The organism is Paraburkholderia sp. (assembly GCF_047605525.1).
In the GTDB taxonomy this organism is placed as follows: domain Bacteria; phylum Pseudomonadota; class Gammaproteobacteria; order Burkholderiales; family Burkholderiaceae; genus Paraburkholderia.
This window is the reverse complement of the sequence record NZ_JASGFN010000015.1, coordinates 16,517-31,983: the sequence shown is the minus strand read 5'-3', so window position 1 is coordinate 31,983 and position 15,467 is coordinate 16,517. Positions and strand designations below refer to the sequence as shown.

Genomic DNA, 15,467 nt, shown 5'->3' with positions numbered 1-15,467 from the left:
TCAGTGAACGAGCGTGAAAACGAGGTTGCCGAACGGATCCACCCGGCCGCGAAAACCGGGCAGCACGCTGGTCGTGCAATCGTCCTGCGCGATCACCGCCGGTCCGTCGAACTGCTCGCCCGCTTTCAGGTCCGCGCGCCGGTAGAGCGCGGCGTCGCGAAACGCGCCGTCCATGTACACGCGAATCCGGCCCGCGGACACCGGCGCGCCGTTGCCGGCCGCGATCGGCACCGGGGTCGGCTTGGGCGTGGCCGCGCTGATCACGAGTCGCAGCGCGATGACCTGCACCGTCGCCTGCACATCGCGATGCCCATACAGCCGCTCGTGCTCGCGATGGAACGCTTCTTTCACCGGCCCGAGGTCTCCGCCGGGCAGCCATGCGATATCGAGTGGCGTATCGATCTCGAATGACTGGCCCTTGTAGCGCATGTCGGCCGACACCGCGAGCGCCGCCCGCGCGTCGTCGCCGATCTGTTCGCGCAGCCACGCGCGCGCCGCCGCCTCGAGCGCGCGCGCGTCGTCGGCAAGACGCGCCAGCGTGCCCGCGTCGAGGTCGTAATAGGTGGTTTTCACGAAGTCGTTGCGCGTATCGGCGATCAGTCCGCCCAGCGCGCTCAGCACGCCCGGCGCGGTCGGCACGACGATGCGCTCCATGCCGAGCGCCCGCGCGAAGTAGCACGCGAGCATCGGCCCCGCGCCACCGAACGGCAGCAGCGCGAACGCGCGCGGATCGATGCCGAAGCGCGACACGATCCGGCTCACGCCCGTGTACATGCCGGACACCGCGACATCGACGACCGCCTCGGCCGCGGCGTACACGTCGATGCCGAGGCGGTGCGCGAGCACGCCGATTGCGCGATGCGCGGCGTCGTGATCGACCGTCACCGCGTCGTAGCCGAGGCTCGCATTGCCGATCACGCCGAGCACGACGAAAGCGTCGGTGATCGTCGCGCGGGTGCCGCCGCGTCCGTAGCACACCGGCCCGGGATTCGAGCCGGCGCTCTCGGGGCCGACCTTGAGCACGCCGAAGTCGTCGACCCACGCGATCGAGCCGCCACCGTCGCCGATCGAAGACACCGACACGGACGGAATATGAATCTGGAAATCGCCGATATACTCGCCGCTCGCGTATTGCGGCTCGCCGTTGACGATCAGCGCGACGTCCGCCGTCGTGCCGCCGATGTCGAGGCTCATGCAGTGATCGATACCGCTTTGCCGCGCGACATAAGCCGCGCCGATCACGCCGGACGCGGTGCCCGACAGGATCATCTGGACGCAGTTGGTCTTGCCCGCCTCGGCGCTCATCACGCCGCCATTGGACTTGGTCACTTTCATGTCGGCGGCAATGCCCGTCTCCACCAGCGCGCGTTGCAGCGAAGTCAGGTAGTGCGACACCTTCGGCTGCACGTAGCTGCCGATCACCGCCGTCGACGTGCGCTCGTATTCGCGGATGATCGGCCACACGTCGCTCGAACAGGACACGAAGAAACCCGGCAGCGCGCGCTCGATGAGCGCCTTCACCCGATGCTCGTGCGCCGGGTTGCGGTACGCGTGCAGCAGCGCGACCACCACCCCTTCGCAACCGGACCGTTCGAGCCGCGCGACCGCGTCGAGCACGCTCGCCTCGTCGACCGGCGTCTCGACGCTGCCGTCCGCCGCGAGCCGTTCGATCACCCCGAACACGCGCTCGCGCGGCACCAGCGGCGCGGGGCGCTTCGACAGCAGGCTGTACATGTCGGGACCCTTCAGGCGCGCGAGATCCAGCACGTCCTCGAAATGACGCGTCGTGATGAGACCGAGCCGCAGGCCCTTGCGTTGCACGACGGCATTCACGCCGACGGTCGTGCCGTGCGTGAAGTACGTCACATCGGCGGGCGCAATGCCGTCACGCTCGCGCAGTTGCTCCATGCCACGCAGCACCTCGCTGCCGGGACTATCCGGCCGCGAGAACACCTTGAGCGTTTTCAGCTCGCCCGTCGCATCGTCCAGCACCGCGAAATCGGCAAACGATCCACCGATGTCGACTCCGATTCTCAAGCCCATTGACCCGTATCCTCGCAAAAGGTCCGACACCCGCTGGCACCGGACGAGACACTTCGCCCCGCCGCGCGAAGCAGCGGGAACGCGAACAGAAACCTCGCTTCGGACACGCGACGCTCAGGCATGCGGCGCGTTCATACGCTGGCGCGAGCGCGGCATCAGACGCGCACCGTCGCGGACTGCGCGAGCACGCCGGCCGCCGCGGCGTCGCCGGGCGGCGCGTTCTGGTATTGCTCCAGTTCCGCCTCGGTGCGATGGCACAGCACCCGCGCGCCGCTCGCCAGCGTGCGCACGCCCGGCGACGTGCGATTGCAGACGCCATCGATACGCATCGGACAGCGCGCGAGAAACGTGCACAGCTCCGGTTCGTGAGTCGATGCGCCGATCGGCGGCAGCGTCTGACGGCAGCGCTCGCCGGCTTCTTCGAGCCAGCCGGCGCGCAGCTCCGGCGCGGACGACACGAGCAGATGCGAATACGGGTGATACGGCGGCGCCGACAACGCGTCGCGATTGCCCGTCTCGACGCGGCGCCCCGCGTACAGCACGACGATGTCGTCGCTGATCGCGCGCACCTTGGCGATATCGTGCGTGATGAACAGATACGACACCCCGAGCTTCTTCTGCAGATCGCGCAGCAGTTCGAGAATCGCCGCGCCGACCACCGTATCGAGCGCGGACGTGACTTCGTCGCACAGGATCAACTTGGGGTCGGCGGCCAGCGCCCGCGCGAGATTCACGCGCTGCTTCTGGCCGCCCGACAGCTCGCCGGTGCGCCGCTGCGCCAGTTCGGCGGGCAGCCGCACGAGTCCGAGCAGCTCGGCGACGCGCCGACGCGCGGCTTCGCCCTTCATGCCGTGATAGAACTTCAGCGGACGCGCGAGGGTGTGCTCGACGGTGTGCGTCGGATTGAGCGCGGTGTCGGCGTTCTGGAACACGATCTGGATGCAGCGAAACTGTTCGCGGCTGCGGCGGCCGAGCTCGCCGGCAAGCGGCTGGCCGTCGAGCAGCAGACTGCCGCGCGCCAGCGGCACGAGCCCGGCGATCACCTTCGCGAGCGTCGTCTTGCCGGAACCGGATTCGCCGATCACACCCACCGTCTGACCACGGCCGATCACGAGGTCCACGTCGTTCAGAATGACCTTGTGCGGCCAGCCCTTCGCATCGGTGCCGCCGTAGCCGGCCGTCAGACCGCGCAGTTCGAGCAGCGGCACTGCTTCGGGCGATGCAACGCCCGAAGCGGCCGGCGTCGATTCAACCGGCGTGGCGGGCGCGACCGGCGTCACGGCGGCGATGAGGCTTTGTGTATAAGGATGCGCCGGCGCATGCAGGATCTGCTCGGTGCGGCCCGTTTCGCGAATCTCACCGTTGCTCAGCACGACGATGCGATCCGCCATCTGCGCGACCACCGCCAGATCGTGCGACACGTAGACGGCCGTCATCCCGTATTGGCGGATCACCCGGCGAAACGCCTGCAGCACGTCGATCTGCGTGGTGACGTCGAGCGCCGTGGTCGGTTCGTCGAGGATCACGAGTTCGGGATCGGTGATCAGCGCCATCGCCGCCATCAGTCGCTGCAACTGGCCGCCCGACACCTGGTGCGGGTAGCGCCGGCCGATCGTCTGCGGGTCCGGCAGCGCGAGCGCGCGGAACAGCTCGACCGCTTTCGCCTGCGCGGCGCGTTTGCCGAGCGTGCCGTGAATCAGCGCGCTCTCGATCACCTGGTCCATGATCGTGCGCGCGGGGTTGAACGCGGCCGCCGCGCTCTGCGCGATATAGGTGACCTTGCGGCCACGCAGTCCCGCCAGCGCCTTCGCCGACAGACCGAGCACGTCGGTGTCGCCCACCCGGATCGCGCCGCCCGCGATGCGGCAGCCGCTGCGCGCATGGCCCATCAGCGACAATGCGATCGTGGTTTTGCCCGAGCCCGATTCGCCGATCAGCGCGAGCACCTCGCCGCGCGCAATCTCGAAGTCGATGCCGTGCACGATCGTCGTGTCCGGCTCGCCCGGCCGGCTGCCCACCACGCGCAGGCCGCGCACCTCGACGAGATTCGACGGCGGCGGCGCGCTCCCCGACGTAGCCATGAAGGCCGCGGGAGCACGTTTGAAGAGAGGGGCCTTCATCATCAGTGACCTCCGTCGGCATCCACCGCGCCCTTGCGGCGGCCACGATGCGGCAGTCCGTCGATCAGCAGGTTCACGCCGACCGTCAGCACGGCGATCGCGATCGCGGGCAGGATCACGACGGGCACCCCTTCACCGAGCCCGGCGATGTTCTCGCGCACCAGCGAACCCAGATCGGCATACGGCGGCTGCACGCCGAGACCGAGAAAGCTCAGGCTGCTCAGCAGCAGCACGACGAACGTGAACCGCAGGCCGGTGTCGGCGAGGATCGGATGAATCATGTTCGGCAGCATCTCGAAGCACGCGATGTAGAGCGCGCTTTCGCCGCGCGCTCGCGCGACCTGCACGTATTCGAGCGTGCCGATATTGACCGCCAGCGAGCGGGCGATCCGGTACGAGCCCGGCATGTAGCTCACCGCGGCCGTGCCGATCAGCAACGGCAGCGACGAGCCGAACGCGGCGACGATCATCAGCGCGAACATCTTCGACGGAATCGACGTAATGGCATCGAGCAGCCGGCTCATGGTTTCGTCGATACGGCGGCCGGCCACCGCCGCGAGCAGCCCCAGCATCGTCCCCGTGAGCGCCGCGAGCAGCGCCGCCGCGAGCGCCAGCACGACCGTCAGCCGCATCCCGTAGATGATGCGGGTCAACATGTCGCGGCCCAGGTAGTCGGAGCCGAGCGGCAGCTTCGCGCTGAAGCCCGCGAAGACGTCGGGCGTGAGGATCGCGCCGACCGGATGCGGCGCGATCCACGGTGCGAACGCCGCGACGAACAGCGCGCAGCTCACCATCGCGAGACCGATCCAGCCGCCGGTCGACAGGTTCAGGCGCCGCGCGAAGCCACGACGGCGCACCGGCCGGGGCGCCGGGCTTCCGCCTCCGCCCCACGACGGCGCGGGCTCGGCGTCCCGCGGCAACATGCTGCTGCGCTGCACCGGTTCGAGCGCGCCGAGCCGGTGAGGCGATCGGGAAGAAGGTCGAAGAATCGTCATGTCCGCAGCCTCGGGTTCGAGATGATGGCGCACAGGTCGGCCAGCAGCACGAGCAGCAGATAGCCGAGGCAGAACAGCAGCGTGCAGGCCTGTACGAGCGGGAAGTCGCGGTTGCTCACCGCGTCGACCATCAGGCTGGCGAGGCCCGGATAGTTGAAGATGGTCTCGACGACGATCACACCGCCGAGCAGATACGACAGGCTCAGCGCGATCGCGTTGGCGATCGGGCCGATCGCATTCGGCAGCGCATGACGCAGCACGATGCGCGCGGGGCTCGCGCCCTTGAGCATCGCCATCTCCACATACGACGAGCTGAGTTGCTCGATCACCGCCGCGCGCGTCATGCGCGCCATCTGCGCGATCACGACCGCGCACAGCGTGACGACCGGCATCGCATACGCGCGCAGAAAATCGTGCAGGCTGTCGATCTCGCCGCTATACGACAGCGCCGACAGCCAGTGCAGCTTGACCGCCAGCACGAACACCGCCAGCGTCGCGATCAGGAACTCGGGCGTTGCGACGAGCGACAGCGTGCCGAGACTCACGATCCGGTCGATCAGCGACTCGCGGTTCACCGCCGCGAGAATGCCCGCCGACACCGCGATCGGCACCGACACGGCCGTGGTGATCGCGGCAAGCGTCAGCGACTTCGGCAAGCGCCCTTCGATCAGTTCGGAGACGGGCAGATTGTTCGACAGCGACACGCCGAAGTTCGCGTGCAGCAGACCGACGAGCCAATGGAAGTAGCGCAGGTAGGCCGGCTGGTCGAGGCCGAACTGCTGGCGCAGCGCCGCGACCGTCTCCGCCGTCGCCGACTGGCCGAGCGCGGCTTGCGCGGCATCGCCCGGCAGCAGGTTGGTGATCACGAAGATGATGATCGAGACGATCAGCAGCGTCAGCGCGGCGACGGCGACGCGCCGCCCGATCAACTGGGCGATGTTCCCGTTCATTGGCAAGACCTCCTCGATTAGGCCGCGGGACGCGGCGGGGCCTATGCCCGGCGCGTCCGCGCGCTTCAGCGTGTCAGGCGTTCCACCACACGTACTCGGCGAAGCCGAAGCCCATCATCGCGCCGGTCGGCACGGGCGCGAGTCCTTGCAGGTGCTTGTCGTTCGCATCGAGCAGGCTCAGGAACGTCGGGATGCCGATGCCGCCCTGCTCCGATACCAGCACCTGCATGTCGCCGTACATCTGCTTGCGCTTCGCGTCGTCGGTTTCCGAACGGGCCGCGACCAGCAACTGGTCGAACTTCGGGTTGTTCCAGCCCGACTCGTTCCACGGTGCATCCGACTTGAAGAATTGCGTGAACAGCACGTCGGCGCTGGAACGCGGATTGACGCTGCCGAAGCCGAGCGGATGCTTCATCCAGTGGTTCGACCAGTAGCCGTCCGCCGGCACGCGGTTGATGTTCAGGTTCACGCCGATCTTCGCGCCGGCCTGCTGCAGCAGCTCGCCCATTTCGATCGAGCCGTTCGCGTCGGTCGTCGCGTAGATCGGCGGCAGCGTCGCGCCGATCGCGCCCGCCTTCTGGAAGTGGAACTTCGCCTTGTCCAGGTCATACGGACGCTGCGGCAGCGACGCGTTGAAGTAGCGGTGTCCGGGCGGAATCGGCTGATCGTTGCCGATCACCGCATAACCGCGAAACACCGAGGTGCGGACCTGGTCGCGGTCGAACAGATACTTCATCCCCTGCACGAAATCGGGGTTGCCCGACTGCGGATTGTCGCGGCGCATGATGAGATCGGTATAGAGGCCCGACCTGGTCTCGCGCACCTCGTAGCCCGGCGTCGCGGCAATGCGCTGCGTCGCGCGCGGATCGACCGAGCTGATCAGATGAACGTCGCCCGAGAGCAGCGCGTTCACGCGCGCCGCGTCGTCGCCGATACCGATCAGCTCGATCTGGTCGAGATAGGGGCCGCCGCCCGTCTTCCAGAAATTGTCGTTGCGCACGCCTACCGTCGAGATGCCCGGCTTGAACGTCTTCACCTTGTACGGGCCGGTGCCGACGGCCGTCGTGAAGTCCGTCGTGCCGTCCTTGACGATCACGAATTGCGGCGTCGCGAGAATCACCGGCAGATCCGCGTTGGCCGAGGTGAGCGTGAGCGTGACTTCGTTGGGACCGGTCTGCTTCGCGTCCGCGAACTGATCGGCCAGTGTCTTCACCTTCGACGCGGTAGCCGGATTCTTGTGGCGCATCAGCGAGTAGACGACATCGGCGGGCGCGAGCGGCTTGCCGTCATGGAAGCTCACGCCTTTGCGCAGTTTGATCACCCACACCTTCGCGTCGCTGCTGTCGACCGATTCGGCGAGATTCATCCGCGGCGTCAGCGACGCGTCGAGCTGCGTCAGGCTGCTGTAAAACATGAAGAAGCGGATGTAATCGGAGCCTGCCGAACCCTTGGCCGGGTCGAGCGTATCCGCGGTCGACGATGCGTCGTAGGCCACCCGGATCTTGCCGCCCTTCTTCGGCGTGGGCGCCGCGAGTGCCGGGCGAGCCGCCGCCAGCAGGCCTCCCGCGCCGGTGGCGAGCATGCCGCCGGCGGCCAGCAAACGCATCATGTCACGGCGGCTGAAACCGCCCGTTTTGATTTCGTCGTCGTACATGCGAACTGCTCCTCACTCGAGATTGAACGCGGGATATCCAGCATTGGTGTTCGACGGCGCGCCGCGTGCTGGTCGCGGCGCGGTGTGACTGCATGAACCGATTTAAGCACCGCAAAAAATGCCGTTGATCGCGTATCGGTGGATTCGACCATTCGAAAACACGGTTTTGCGTGGTCCAAACAGCATGATTTGCCGCTCCTGGCGTTGACCCTGATGCGCGTGCCGGGCGCCGCGCGCCGTGCCGGGAGACCGGCGCCGGTGCATGACCCTCATCGTAGAAGGGAGCGCGCCGCAGATTGCACCGACAAAATTGGCTGTTTCAGCACGCCGCGCGCGATTTGCAGGACTCGACTGCGCATTTCGCCCGGCGGCCATCGACGCGGGCACAAGGGGCGCTTCTTCAGGCGAGCGCCCCGCGATGAGAAATTCGTACTAGTCATTGGCCAAACAACGTGCAACAGTCGCGGCACGGCCGACTACTCCGGGAGCGACCCGTGTCCGATCCGACCACCCACGCACTGTTTACCTGCAGACGGCTGACCGCCGACGACATCCCTGCCGCGCAACGCCTGTCCGCCGCGATCGGCTGGCCGCATCGCCGTGAAGACTGGCGGTTCTCGGCGCGCACCGGCATCGGTTTCGTCGCCGAGATGGCGGGCGCGCTGGTCGGCACCGTGGTCTGCTGGAAGTTCGGCGCGGACCAGGCCACGCTGGGGATGCTGCTCGTCGCGCCGGAGCATCGCGGCGTGGGTATCGGCCGCGCGTTGCTCGCGCGCGCGCTCGACGAACTCGGCGGGCGCGACATCACGCTGTATGCGACCGAGGCTGGCCGGCCGTTGTGCGACGCGCTCGGCTTCGAGACCTGCGGCGCGCTTGACCAGATGCAGGGCGCGGCGTTCCGTCCGCCGCTCGTGGCGCTGCCCGCCAATGAACGGCTGCGCCCGCTCGGGACGAACGATACGGCGCAACTCGTCGCGCTTGCGTCGCGCGCGAGCGGCCTCCACCGCGACCATGTGCTGCCGCCGCTGCTCGATCTGGCCGACGGCATCGCGCTCGATCGCGACGGCGAACTACTCGGCTTCTCGCTGTTCCGCCGCTTCGGACGCGGTTTCGTGATCGGCCCCGTGGTCGCCGGCGCCACGCCGGACGCCGTGCATGCGAAGGCGCTGATCCGCCATTGGCTCGCGCTGAACGAAGGCGCGCTGGTGCGTATCGACGTGCCGCACGGACACGGCCTGCGAGCGTGGCTCACCGGCCTCGGTCTCGCGCGCTCGGAGACGGTCGTGAAGATGCGACGGCTTGCCTCCGCGCCACGCAACGCCGAATCCGGCCACGCCGACGACGGCCTGCAACAGTATGCGGTGATCACGCAGTCGCTCGCGTGAGCCGCGCGACGGAAGCTGCGTCGAATCCGAACCACGCGCAATGCGGCGCCGCTATTAAGCACGTGCAGCAGAAAATGCTGTCCGCGGGGTACAAAACGCTGCACCCACGCTCTTTAGACTTTCTTTTGGCTGAACGGCACGCATGCGGCTGTCGCTACTATCAAGGGGTGAATCTCACCTGATCGAAACGTGCCGGGAAATACCATCATGTCAAATTCATCGCTTATCGAAGCCGACCGCAAGCATCTGATTCATCCCGTCGTCAACTACCGCGCGCACGAAGCGCGCGGCGCCACCGTACTCGAATCCGGACAGGGCGCGTATCTGCGCGACATCGACGGCAACACGCTGCTCGACGCGTTTTCCGGCCTGTGGTGCGTGAACGTAGGTTACGGCCAGCAGAGCATCGTCGAAGCGGCGACGCGCCAGATGACGAAGCTGCCCTACGCGACCACCTACTTCCACTTCTCGTCGGAACCCGCCATCGAGCTGGCCGAAAAACTGGTCGCGCTCGCACCCGCTTCGCTGCGGCATGTCTATTTCACGCTGGGCGGCTCCGACGCGGTCGATTCCGCGATTCGCTTCATCACGCATTACTTCAACGCGACCGGGCGCCCGTCGAAAAAGCAGATGATCGCGCTCGAACGTGGCTATCACGGCTCGTCGTCGGTCGGCGCGGGACTCACCGCGCTGCCCGCGTTCCACCGCAACTTCGACCTGCCGCTGCCGCACCAGCACCACCTGCCGTCGCCGTATGCGTACCGTCAGCCGCAAGGCGGCGACGCGCAGGCGCTGATCGCCGCGTCCGTCGCCGCGCTCGAAGCGAAAGTCGCGTCGCTCGGCGCGGAGAACGTCGCCGCGTTCTTCTGCGAGCCGATCCAGGGATCGGGCGGCGTGATCGTGCCGCCGGTCGGCTGGCTGAAGGCGATGCGCGAAGCGTGCCGGCGTCTCGACATCCTGTTCGTCGCCGACGAAGTCATCACCGGCTTCGGCCGCACGGGTCCGCTCTTCGCGTGCGAGGCGGAACAGGTCGAGCCGGATCTGATGACGGTCGCCAAGGGGCTGACCTCGGGCTACGCGCCGATGGGCGCGGTACTGATGTCCGATGAAATCTATCAGGGCATTGCGGGCGATGCGCGCGATACCGCGGTGGTCGGTCACGGCCAGACCTACTCCGCGCATCCGGTGAGCGCCGCGATCGGGCTCGAAGTACTGCGTCTTTATCACGAGGGCGGTCTGCTCGCGAACGGCAACGCGCAGGCGCCGCGCTTTGCCGCCGGGCTCGACGCGCTGCTCGATCATCCGCTGGTGGGCGACTCGCGTCATCGCGGCCTGCTCGGCGCGCTGGAACTCGTCGCCGACAAGGCATCGCGGGCCCGCTTCGACCCTTCGCTGAAGCTGCCGGACCGGATCGCGGCAGCCGCCTACCGCAACCGTCTCGTGTTTCGCGCATTCGGCGACAGCATTCTCGGCTTCGCGCCGGCGCTCTGCTTCGGCGAGGCCGAATTCGACCAGTTGTTCGAGCGTCTGCGGCGCACGCTCGACGACGTGCTCGACCAGGCGGAAGTACGCGCCGCGTTGCGCGCCGCGCACCGCGCGGCCGCCTGAGCGCGTGATAACATCGGCCTGCGCGGCGCTTGACTCGGGCGAAGCGCGACGAAGCGAAAAGCAGAATCTTCGACGGGCAGACCGATACATGACGACAAGCGGCGACACGAAGCTGGACCGGATCGACCTGCGCATTCTTTCGCAACTCCAGAAGAAAGGCCGTATCACGAACGTCGAGCTTGCGGACGCCGTCGGGCTCTCGCCGAGCCCCTGTCTGATCCGCGTGAAAAGGCTCGAGAAGGCCGGCTATATCGTCGGCTACGGCGCGCATATCCAGCTGCAGAAACTCGGTGACGTACAGATCGTGTTCACTGAGGTCACGCTTGCCGACCATCGCCGTGAAGACTTCGCCAAATTCGAGGCGGCGATCCGTCCCGTGGACGAGATCGTCGAATGCCATCTCGCGAGCGGCGGCTACGATTACCTGCTGAAGTTCGTCACGCGCAGCGTCAATCACTATCAGAGCGTGATCGAAGGGCTGCTCGAGCGCGACATCGGCATCGAGAAATATTTCAGCTACGTCATCATCAAGACGCCGTTCGTGAAATCCGAATACCCGCTCGAAACGCTGTTCTCGCAACAGCATCCATGAAGGGGGCATCGTTCCGGCCGCGCGTGCCGGCCTGCTCGTGTTGAATGCCTTCGAGGCCACCGGCGCAATGCCGGTGGCCTTTCAACTTGCAGTCAGCCGTTGGCGCTCAGCCACTCACCCGGCGTCCTGCCAAGCACACGTTTGAAGTGCCGGCACAGATGGCTTTGATCGAAGAAGCCGACCTCGGCCGCGACGATCGACGGCGGCAGGCCGCGCCGCAACAGGCGCTGTGCGTGCCGCACGCGCACCAGCCGCACGTATTGCTGCGGCGACACGCCGATCTCGGCGCTGAAGCGCACCGCGAACCTCGAAATGCTCAGCTCCGCGACGGCCGCCAGTTCGGACAGGCTGATCGGATCGGCGAAACACGCGTCGATGAAGTCGAGCGCACGCTGCACGGCGCGGCTCACGCGCTCCGGCGCGGACGATGATGATGACGAGATCGGGTTCGGGCTCAGCATCGGTGCCCCGCTCACGCAACTCGCGACGTGGGCGGCACCGCCGGCGCCGCATCCCGGCCGGCCGCGAAGCGGCGGATGTCGAACGGCTCGATCGGCGTGCGGGTTGCACCGGTATCGATCAGCTCGGCCATCGTGTCGCCGACGCCCGGGCCAAGCTGGAAACCGTGGCCGCAAAAACCGAACGCATAGAACAGGCCGCTGGTCGTGCCGCTCGCGCCCATGATCGGCCTGTCGTCGGGCATATAGCCTTCGACGCCGCTCCACACGCGAATGATGTTCAGCTTGCGCAGCACCGGCGCGACGCGCTGCGCCTGCCTGAACTGCAGCAAGGTGCTTTGCGGAAGCACCTTCGCGCGGCGTTCGTCGAGAAACGCCGGCGCGCGCGCGCAGCCGCCGATCACGATATTGCCGCGCGCGACCTGGCGGAAGTACACCACCTCTTCGATATGCGGCGACGACATGCCGACCACCGGCTGGATCGCATACGGCACCGGTTCGGTGACGGCCATCTGCGGACCGTTGACGGCGATCGGCACCGGTTCGCCAAACTGCTCCGACAGCAGGTTGCCCCACGCGCCCGCCGTGATCAGCAGCACGGGCGCATGGAACGCGCGGCCGTCGGCGCTCGTCGCGCGAAATTCCGCGCCTTCCTTTTCGACCGTCACGACATCGCAGCTCTCCACGATCCGCGCGCCGAGCCGCGCCGCGGCACGGGCAAACGCGGGCGCCGCGAGACGCGGATTCGCGTGCCCGTCCAGCCGCGAATAGGAGCCCGCCAGCACCTCGGCACCGAGAAACGGAAACCGCGCCCGCAACGCGTCGCCGCGCAGCAGTTCGAGGTTCAGACCGTAGTGCGCGGCCTCCTTCGCGTAGGTTTCGAACTGGTCGGCCTGCTCGTCGCGATAACAGACGCGGACATGGCCGGACATCAGAAACTCGGCGTCGTGCTGGATCAGCTCCGGCAGACGGCCCCAGATTTCGCGCGAGCGGTTCGCAAGCGGCAGCTGCGGCAGAAAACGCCCCTGACGGCGCACGTTGCCGAAGTTGGTGCCGCTCGCCTGCTGTCCGACGAGCTGGCGCTCGAGCAGGATCACCGAGCGGCCCCGCTTCCGCAGAAAAAAGGCGGCGGCGGCACCCATGAAGCCGCCGCCCACGATCAGAACATCGGCCTGCACGCGGTTCGCGCTCACTCGGTATCCTCCACGGTCGCGATGGCCAGTGGCTTCACGGGCGCCTGTCCGCGCAGCCTGCCGACCTGTTCGAGCGGCACGTGCGCGGCCGCCGCGATCACCTCGGCGCCCGCATGGCCGCAGTAACGCCCCTGGCAGCGCCCCATGCCGACGCGGCTGAATGCCTTGGCGCGATTGGCTTCCCGCGCGCCCTCGTCGCGCACCACGCGACGCAGTTCGCCCGCGGTGATGCCTTCGCAACGGCAGACGATCGTATCGTCGGACAGCCGGGCCGCCTGCGCGGCAGGCCACGCAAACGCCTCGGCGAGACCGAGCCGGAAGCGGTCCATTTTGCGCTGTTCGCGGCGCAACGCGTCGAGCGTCGCGGCCGCGACGGCATGCCCGAGATCGCTCAGCGCCGCGTAGGCGGCGAGCCGTCCCGCGATCTCGGCGCCGTCCGCGCCGAGCACGCGCGCGCCGTCGCCCGCGATATAGACGCCCTTTTCGGTACTGCGGCCGAGTTCGTCGATTTGCGGCACCCATTGCCGCGTGATCGCATCGAAACGAAACGCGCAGCGCGCAAGATCGGCTAGCTGGGTTTCCGGGCGCAGGTGATAGCCGAGTCCCACTGCGTCGCAATCGATCTGCGCAACATTGCCGCGCGCATCGCGAAAGCGTACGCCAAGCACGCCATCGTCCGGATTGCCGGGAATTTCAAGCGGCTCGATGCCGTTTTCGACCCGCACGCCCGAGCGCTTCAACGCGGCCACGAGCGCCCGGCCCTTGCGCAATACGTCGACCCGCGCCAGTAACCTCGGCAGCGCGCGCCAGCGAGCACCGGCTTTCGACGTGTCGAGTACCGCGACTACCTTCGCGCCCGCCTGCACATACTGGTTCGCGACCAGGTACAGCAAGGGTCCGGTACCCATGAAAACGACCTCGCGGCCGATCGCGCAGGCCTGCGACTTCAGCGCGATCTGCGCCGCGCCGAGGCTGTACGTGCCGGCGAACTGCCAGCCCTTGACCGGCATCAGCCGGTCGGTCGCGCCGGGACACAGGATCAACGCGTCGTAGCCCAACGCGCTCGCGTGGCCTTCATGCACGATATGCAGCTTGCCTTGCGCGACGTTCCACGCCAGCGTTTGCGGACGGTAATCGATCCGCGCGCGCAAGCGCTCGAAGGTCCGATGAAGGTTTTCCGCGCGCGCGGCTTCCGTGCCGTACAGCTTCCCGTACGGCCTCGTGAAACCTTCGGGCTGACGCCGGTAGATCTGGCCGCCATCGCGCCTGCCTTCGTCGACGAGGATCGGGCGAATGCCGGCCGCCAGCAGTGTTTCCGCGCAGCGCACGCCCGCGGGCCCGGCGCCGACGATTACGATGCGAGGTTCGCCCATTGCGCCTCCGGTTGCGTCGTGACGACGCGCATGCCTGCTTCGACCACGGTGGTACAGGCGCGCAGCCGCTCGCCGTCCGCGGTCCATACCCAACAGTCCTGACACGCGCCCATCAGGCAGAAGCCGGCGCGCTTCTCATCGCCGAATTCGGACTGCCGCACCTGCCGCACCGAGCACAGCATCGCCGTGAGCAGCGTGTCGCCGGCCAGCGCGTCGACCGGCACGCCGTCGATCGTGAACTCGACTTTGGCGCGCGCCGTCTCGCCCAAGCGTACGAATCTGCCGTTCATGCCGCGGCTCCCGCCACATCGTCGGGCGGCACGCCATCGGACGCCGCGTGATCGTCGCGGCGATTGGTCAGCACGTGGCGCAGGAATTCGCGGGTCCGCGCCTCGCGCGGCGAACCCAGCACCTGCTGCGCGGTGCCTTCCTCGATGATGAGCCCGGCGTGCAGAAAGCACACCCGGTCGGCCACTTCACGCGCAAAACCCATTTCGTGCGTGACGACCAGCATCGTCATCCCTTCGCGCGCCAAGGTGCGCATCACGCCGAGCACTTCGCCGACCAGCTCCGGATCGAGCGCCGAGGTCGGCTCGTCGAACAGGATCGCCTTCGGCTTCATCGCGAGCGAGCGCGCAATCGCCACGCGCTGCTGCTGCCCACCCGAAAGCTGATGCGGATACGCATGCAGCTTGTGGCCGAGCCCCACCTTGACGAGCAGTTCCGACGCCTCGTGTTGCGCGTCCGCGCGCGCCATATGTTTGACGTGCACCGGCCCTTCCATCACGTTCTCGAGCGCCGTGCGGTGCGGGAACAGATTGAAGCGCTGGAACACCATGCCGACCTGGGTGCGCAACTGGTTGATGTTGCGCGCGCTCTGCGCGACACGCTGGCCGAGCAGATGAATCTCGCCCTCGTCGTACGATTCGAGTGCGTTAATGCAGCGCAGCAGCGTCGACTTGCCCGAGCCCGACGCGCCGATCAGGCAGACCACCTCGCCCTGGCGGACGTTGAGCGAGATGCCCTTCAGTACCGGCACGGCGCCAAAACTCTTGTGCACATTCGTGATTTCGATCATCGCATCCTCGCTTCGCAC

General features: G+C 67.3%; 13 protein-coding genes. 3 read left to right on the top strand and 10 right to left on the bottom strand.

Annotated elements, in window-relative coordinates:
• From QM685_RS21480 to QM685_RS21460, 5 genes are all read right to left on the bottom strand, one after another.
• The gene (locus QM685_RS21480; protein WP_415119090.1) at positions 1 to 2,043 is read right to left on the bottom strand and encodes a hydantoinase/oxoprolinase family protein; all 2,043 of its coding nucleotides are present in this window, start codon (positions 2,041 to 2,043) and stop codon (positions 1 to 3) included.
• A gap of 155 nt (positions 2,044 to 2,198) precedes the next feature.
• A complete protein-coding gene (locus QM685_RS21475) occupies positions 2,199 to 4,124 on the bottom strand; it encodes an ABC transporter ATP-binding protein (protein ID WP_415119408.1) in 1,926 nt (641 codons plus the stop codon).
• 41 nt (positions 4,125 to 4,165) lie between these two features.
• The gene (locus tag QM685_RS21470; protein ID WP_415119088.1) at positions 4,166 to 5,158 is read right to left on the bottom strand and encodes an ABC transporter permease; all 993 of its coding nucleotides are present in this window, start codon (positions 5,156 to 5,158) and stop codon (positions 4,166 to 4,168) included.
• The gene (locus tag QM685_RS21465; protein ID WP_415119086.1) at positions 5,155 to 6,108 is read right to left on the bottom strand and encodes an ABC transporter permease; all 954 of its coding nucleotides are present in this window, start codon (positions 6,106 to 6,108) and stop codon (positions 5,155 to 5,157) included. Before QM685_RS21465 ends, QM685_RS21470 begins: the two co-directional genes overlap by 4 nt.
• Positions 6,109 to 6,181: 73 nt before the next feature.
• Positions 6,182 to 7,762, bottom strand: coding sequence for an ABC transporter substrate-binding protein (locus tag QM685_RS21460; protein ID WP_415119084.1), 1,581 nt, complete (start codon positions 7,760 to 7,762; stop codon positions 6,182 to 6,184).
• 494 nt (positions 7,763 to 8,256) lie between these two features.
• Between QM685_RS21460 and QM685_RS21455 the strand changes: the two genes are divergently transcribed.
• From QM685_RS21455 to QM685_RS21445, 3 genes are all read left to right on the top strand, one after another.
• Positions 8,257 to 9,147: a GNAT family N-acetyltransferase gene (locus QM685_RS21455; protein WP_415119082.1), complete on the top strand. Its 891-nt coding sequence runs from the start codon at positions 8,257 to 8,259 to the stop codon at positions 9,145 to 9,147.
• A gap of 207 nt (positions 9,148 to 9,354) precedes the next feature.
• Positions 9,355 to 10,755: an aspartate aminotransferase family protein gene (locus tag QM685_RS21450; protein WP_415119080.1), complete on the top strand. Its 1,401-nt coding sequence runs from the start codon at positions 9,355 to 9,357 to the stop codon at positions 10,753 to 10,755.
• An 88-nt stretch (positions 10,756 to 10,843) separates the two neighbouring features.
• Positions 10,844 to 11,347 carry an Lrp/AsnC family transcriptional regulator gene (locus QM685_RS21445; protein WP_415119078.1) on the top strand — a complete coding sequence of 168 codons (504 nt, stop codon included), beginning with the start codon at positions 10,844 to 10,846 and terminating at the stop codon, positions 11,345 to 11,347.
• A 92-nt stretch (positions 11,348 to 11,439) separates the two neighbouring features.
• Here QM685_RS21445 and QM685_RS21440 read toward each other — a convergent pair whose 3' ends face one another.
• The 5 genes from QM685_RS21440 to QM685_RS21420 are packed head-to-tail and all read right to left on the bottom strand — an operon-like array spanning position 11,440 to position 15,449.
• Positions 11,440 to 11,808 carry a helix-turn-helix domain-containing protein gene (locus QM685_RS21440; RefSeq protein WP_415119406.1) on the bottom strand — a complete coding sequence of 123 codons (369 nt, stop codon included), beginning with the start codon at positions 11,806 to 11,808 and terminating at the stop codon, positions 11,440 to 11,442.
• An 11-nt stretch (positions 11,809 to 11,819) separates the two neighbouring features.
• A complete protein-coding gene (locus QM685_RS21435) occupies positions 11,820 to 12,998 on the bottom strand; it encodes an NAD(P)/FAD-dependent oxidoreductase (protein WP_415119076.1) in 1,179 nt (392 codons plus the stop codon).
• On the bottom strand, positions 12,995 to 14,371 hold the full coding sequence (locus QM685_RS21430; RefSeq protein ID WP_415119074.1) for an FAD-dependent oxidoreductase: 1,377 nt from the start codon (positions 14,369 to 14,371) through the stop codon (positions 12,995 to 12,997). Before QM685_RS21430 ends, QM685_RS21435 begins: the two co-directional genes overlap by 4 nt.
• Positions 14,350 to 14,661, bottom strand: a complete 312-nt coding sequence (locus tag QM685_RS21425; protein ID WP_415119072.1) for a (2Fe-2S)-binding protein — start codon at positions 14,659 to 14,661, stop codon at positions 14,350 to 14,352. Before QM685_RS21425 ends, QM685_RS21430 begins: the two co-directional genes overlap by 22 nt.
• A complete protein-coding gene (locus QM685_RS21420) occupies positions 14,658 to 15,449 on the bottom strand; it encodes an amino acid ABC transporter ATP-binding protein (RefSeq protein WP_415119070.1) in 792 nt (263 codons plus the stop codon). The genes QM685_RS21425 and QM685_RS21420 overlap by 4 nt, the downstream gene beginning before the upstream one ends.
• Positions 15,450 to 15,467 lie beyond the last annotated feature (18 nt).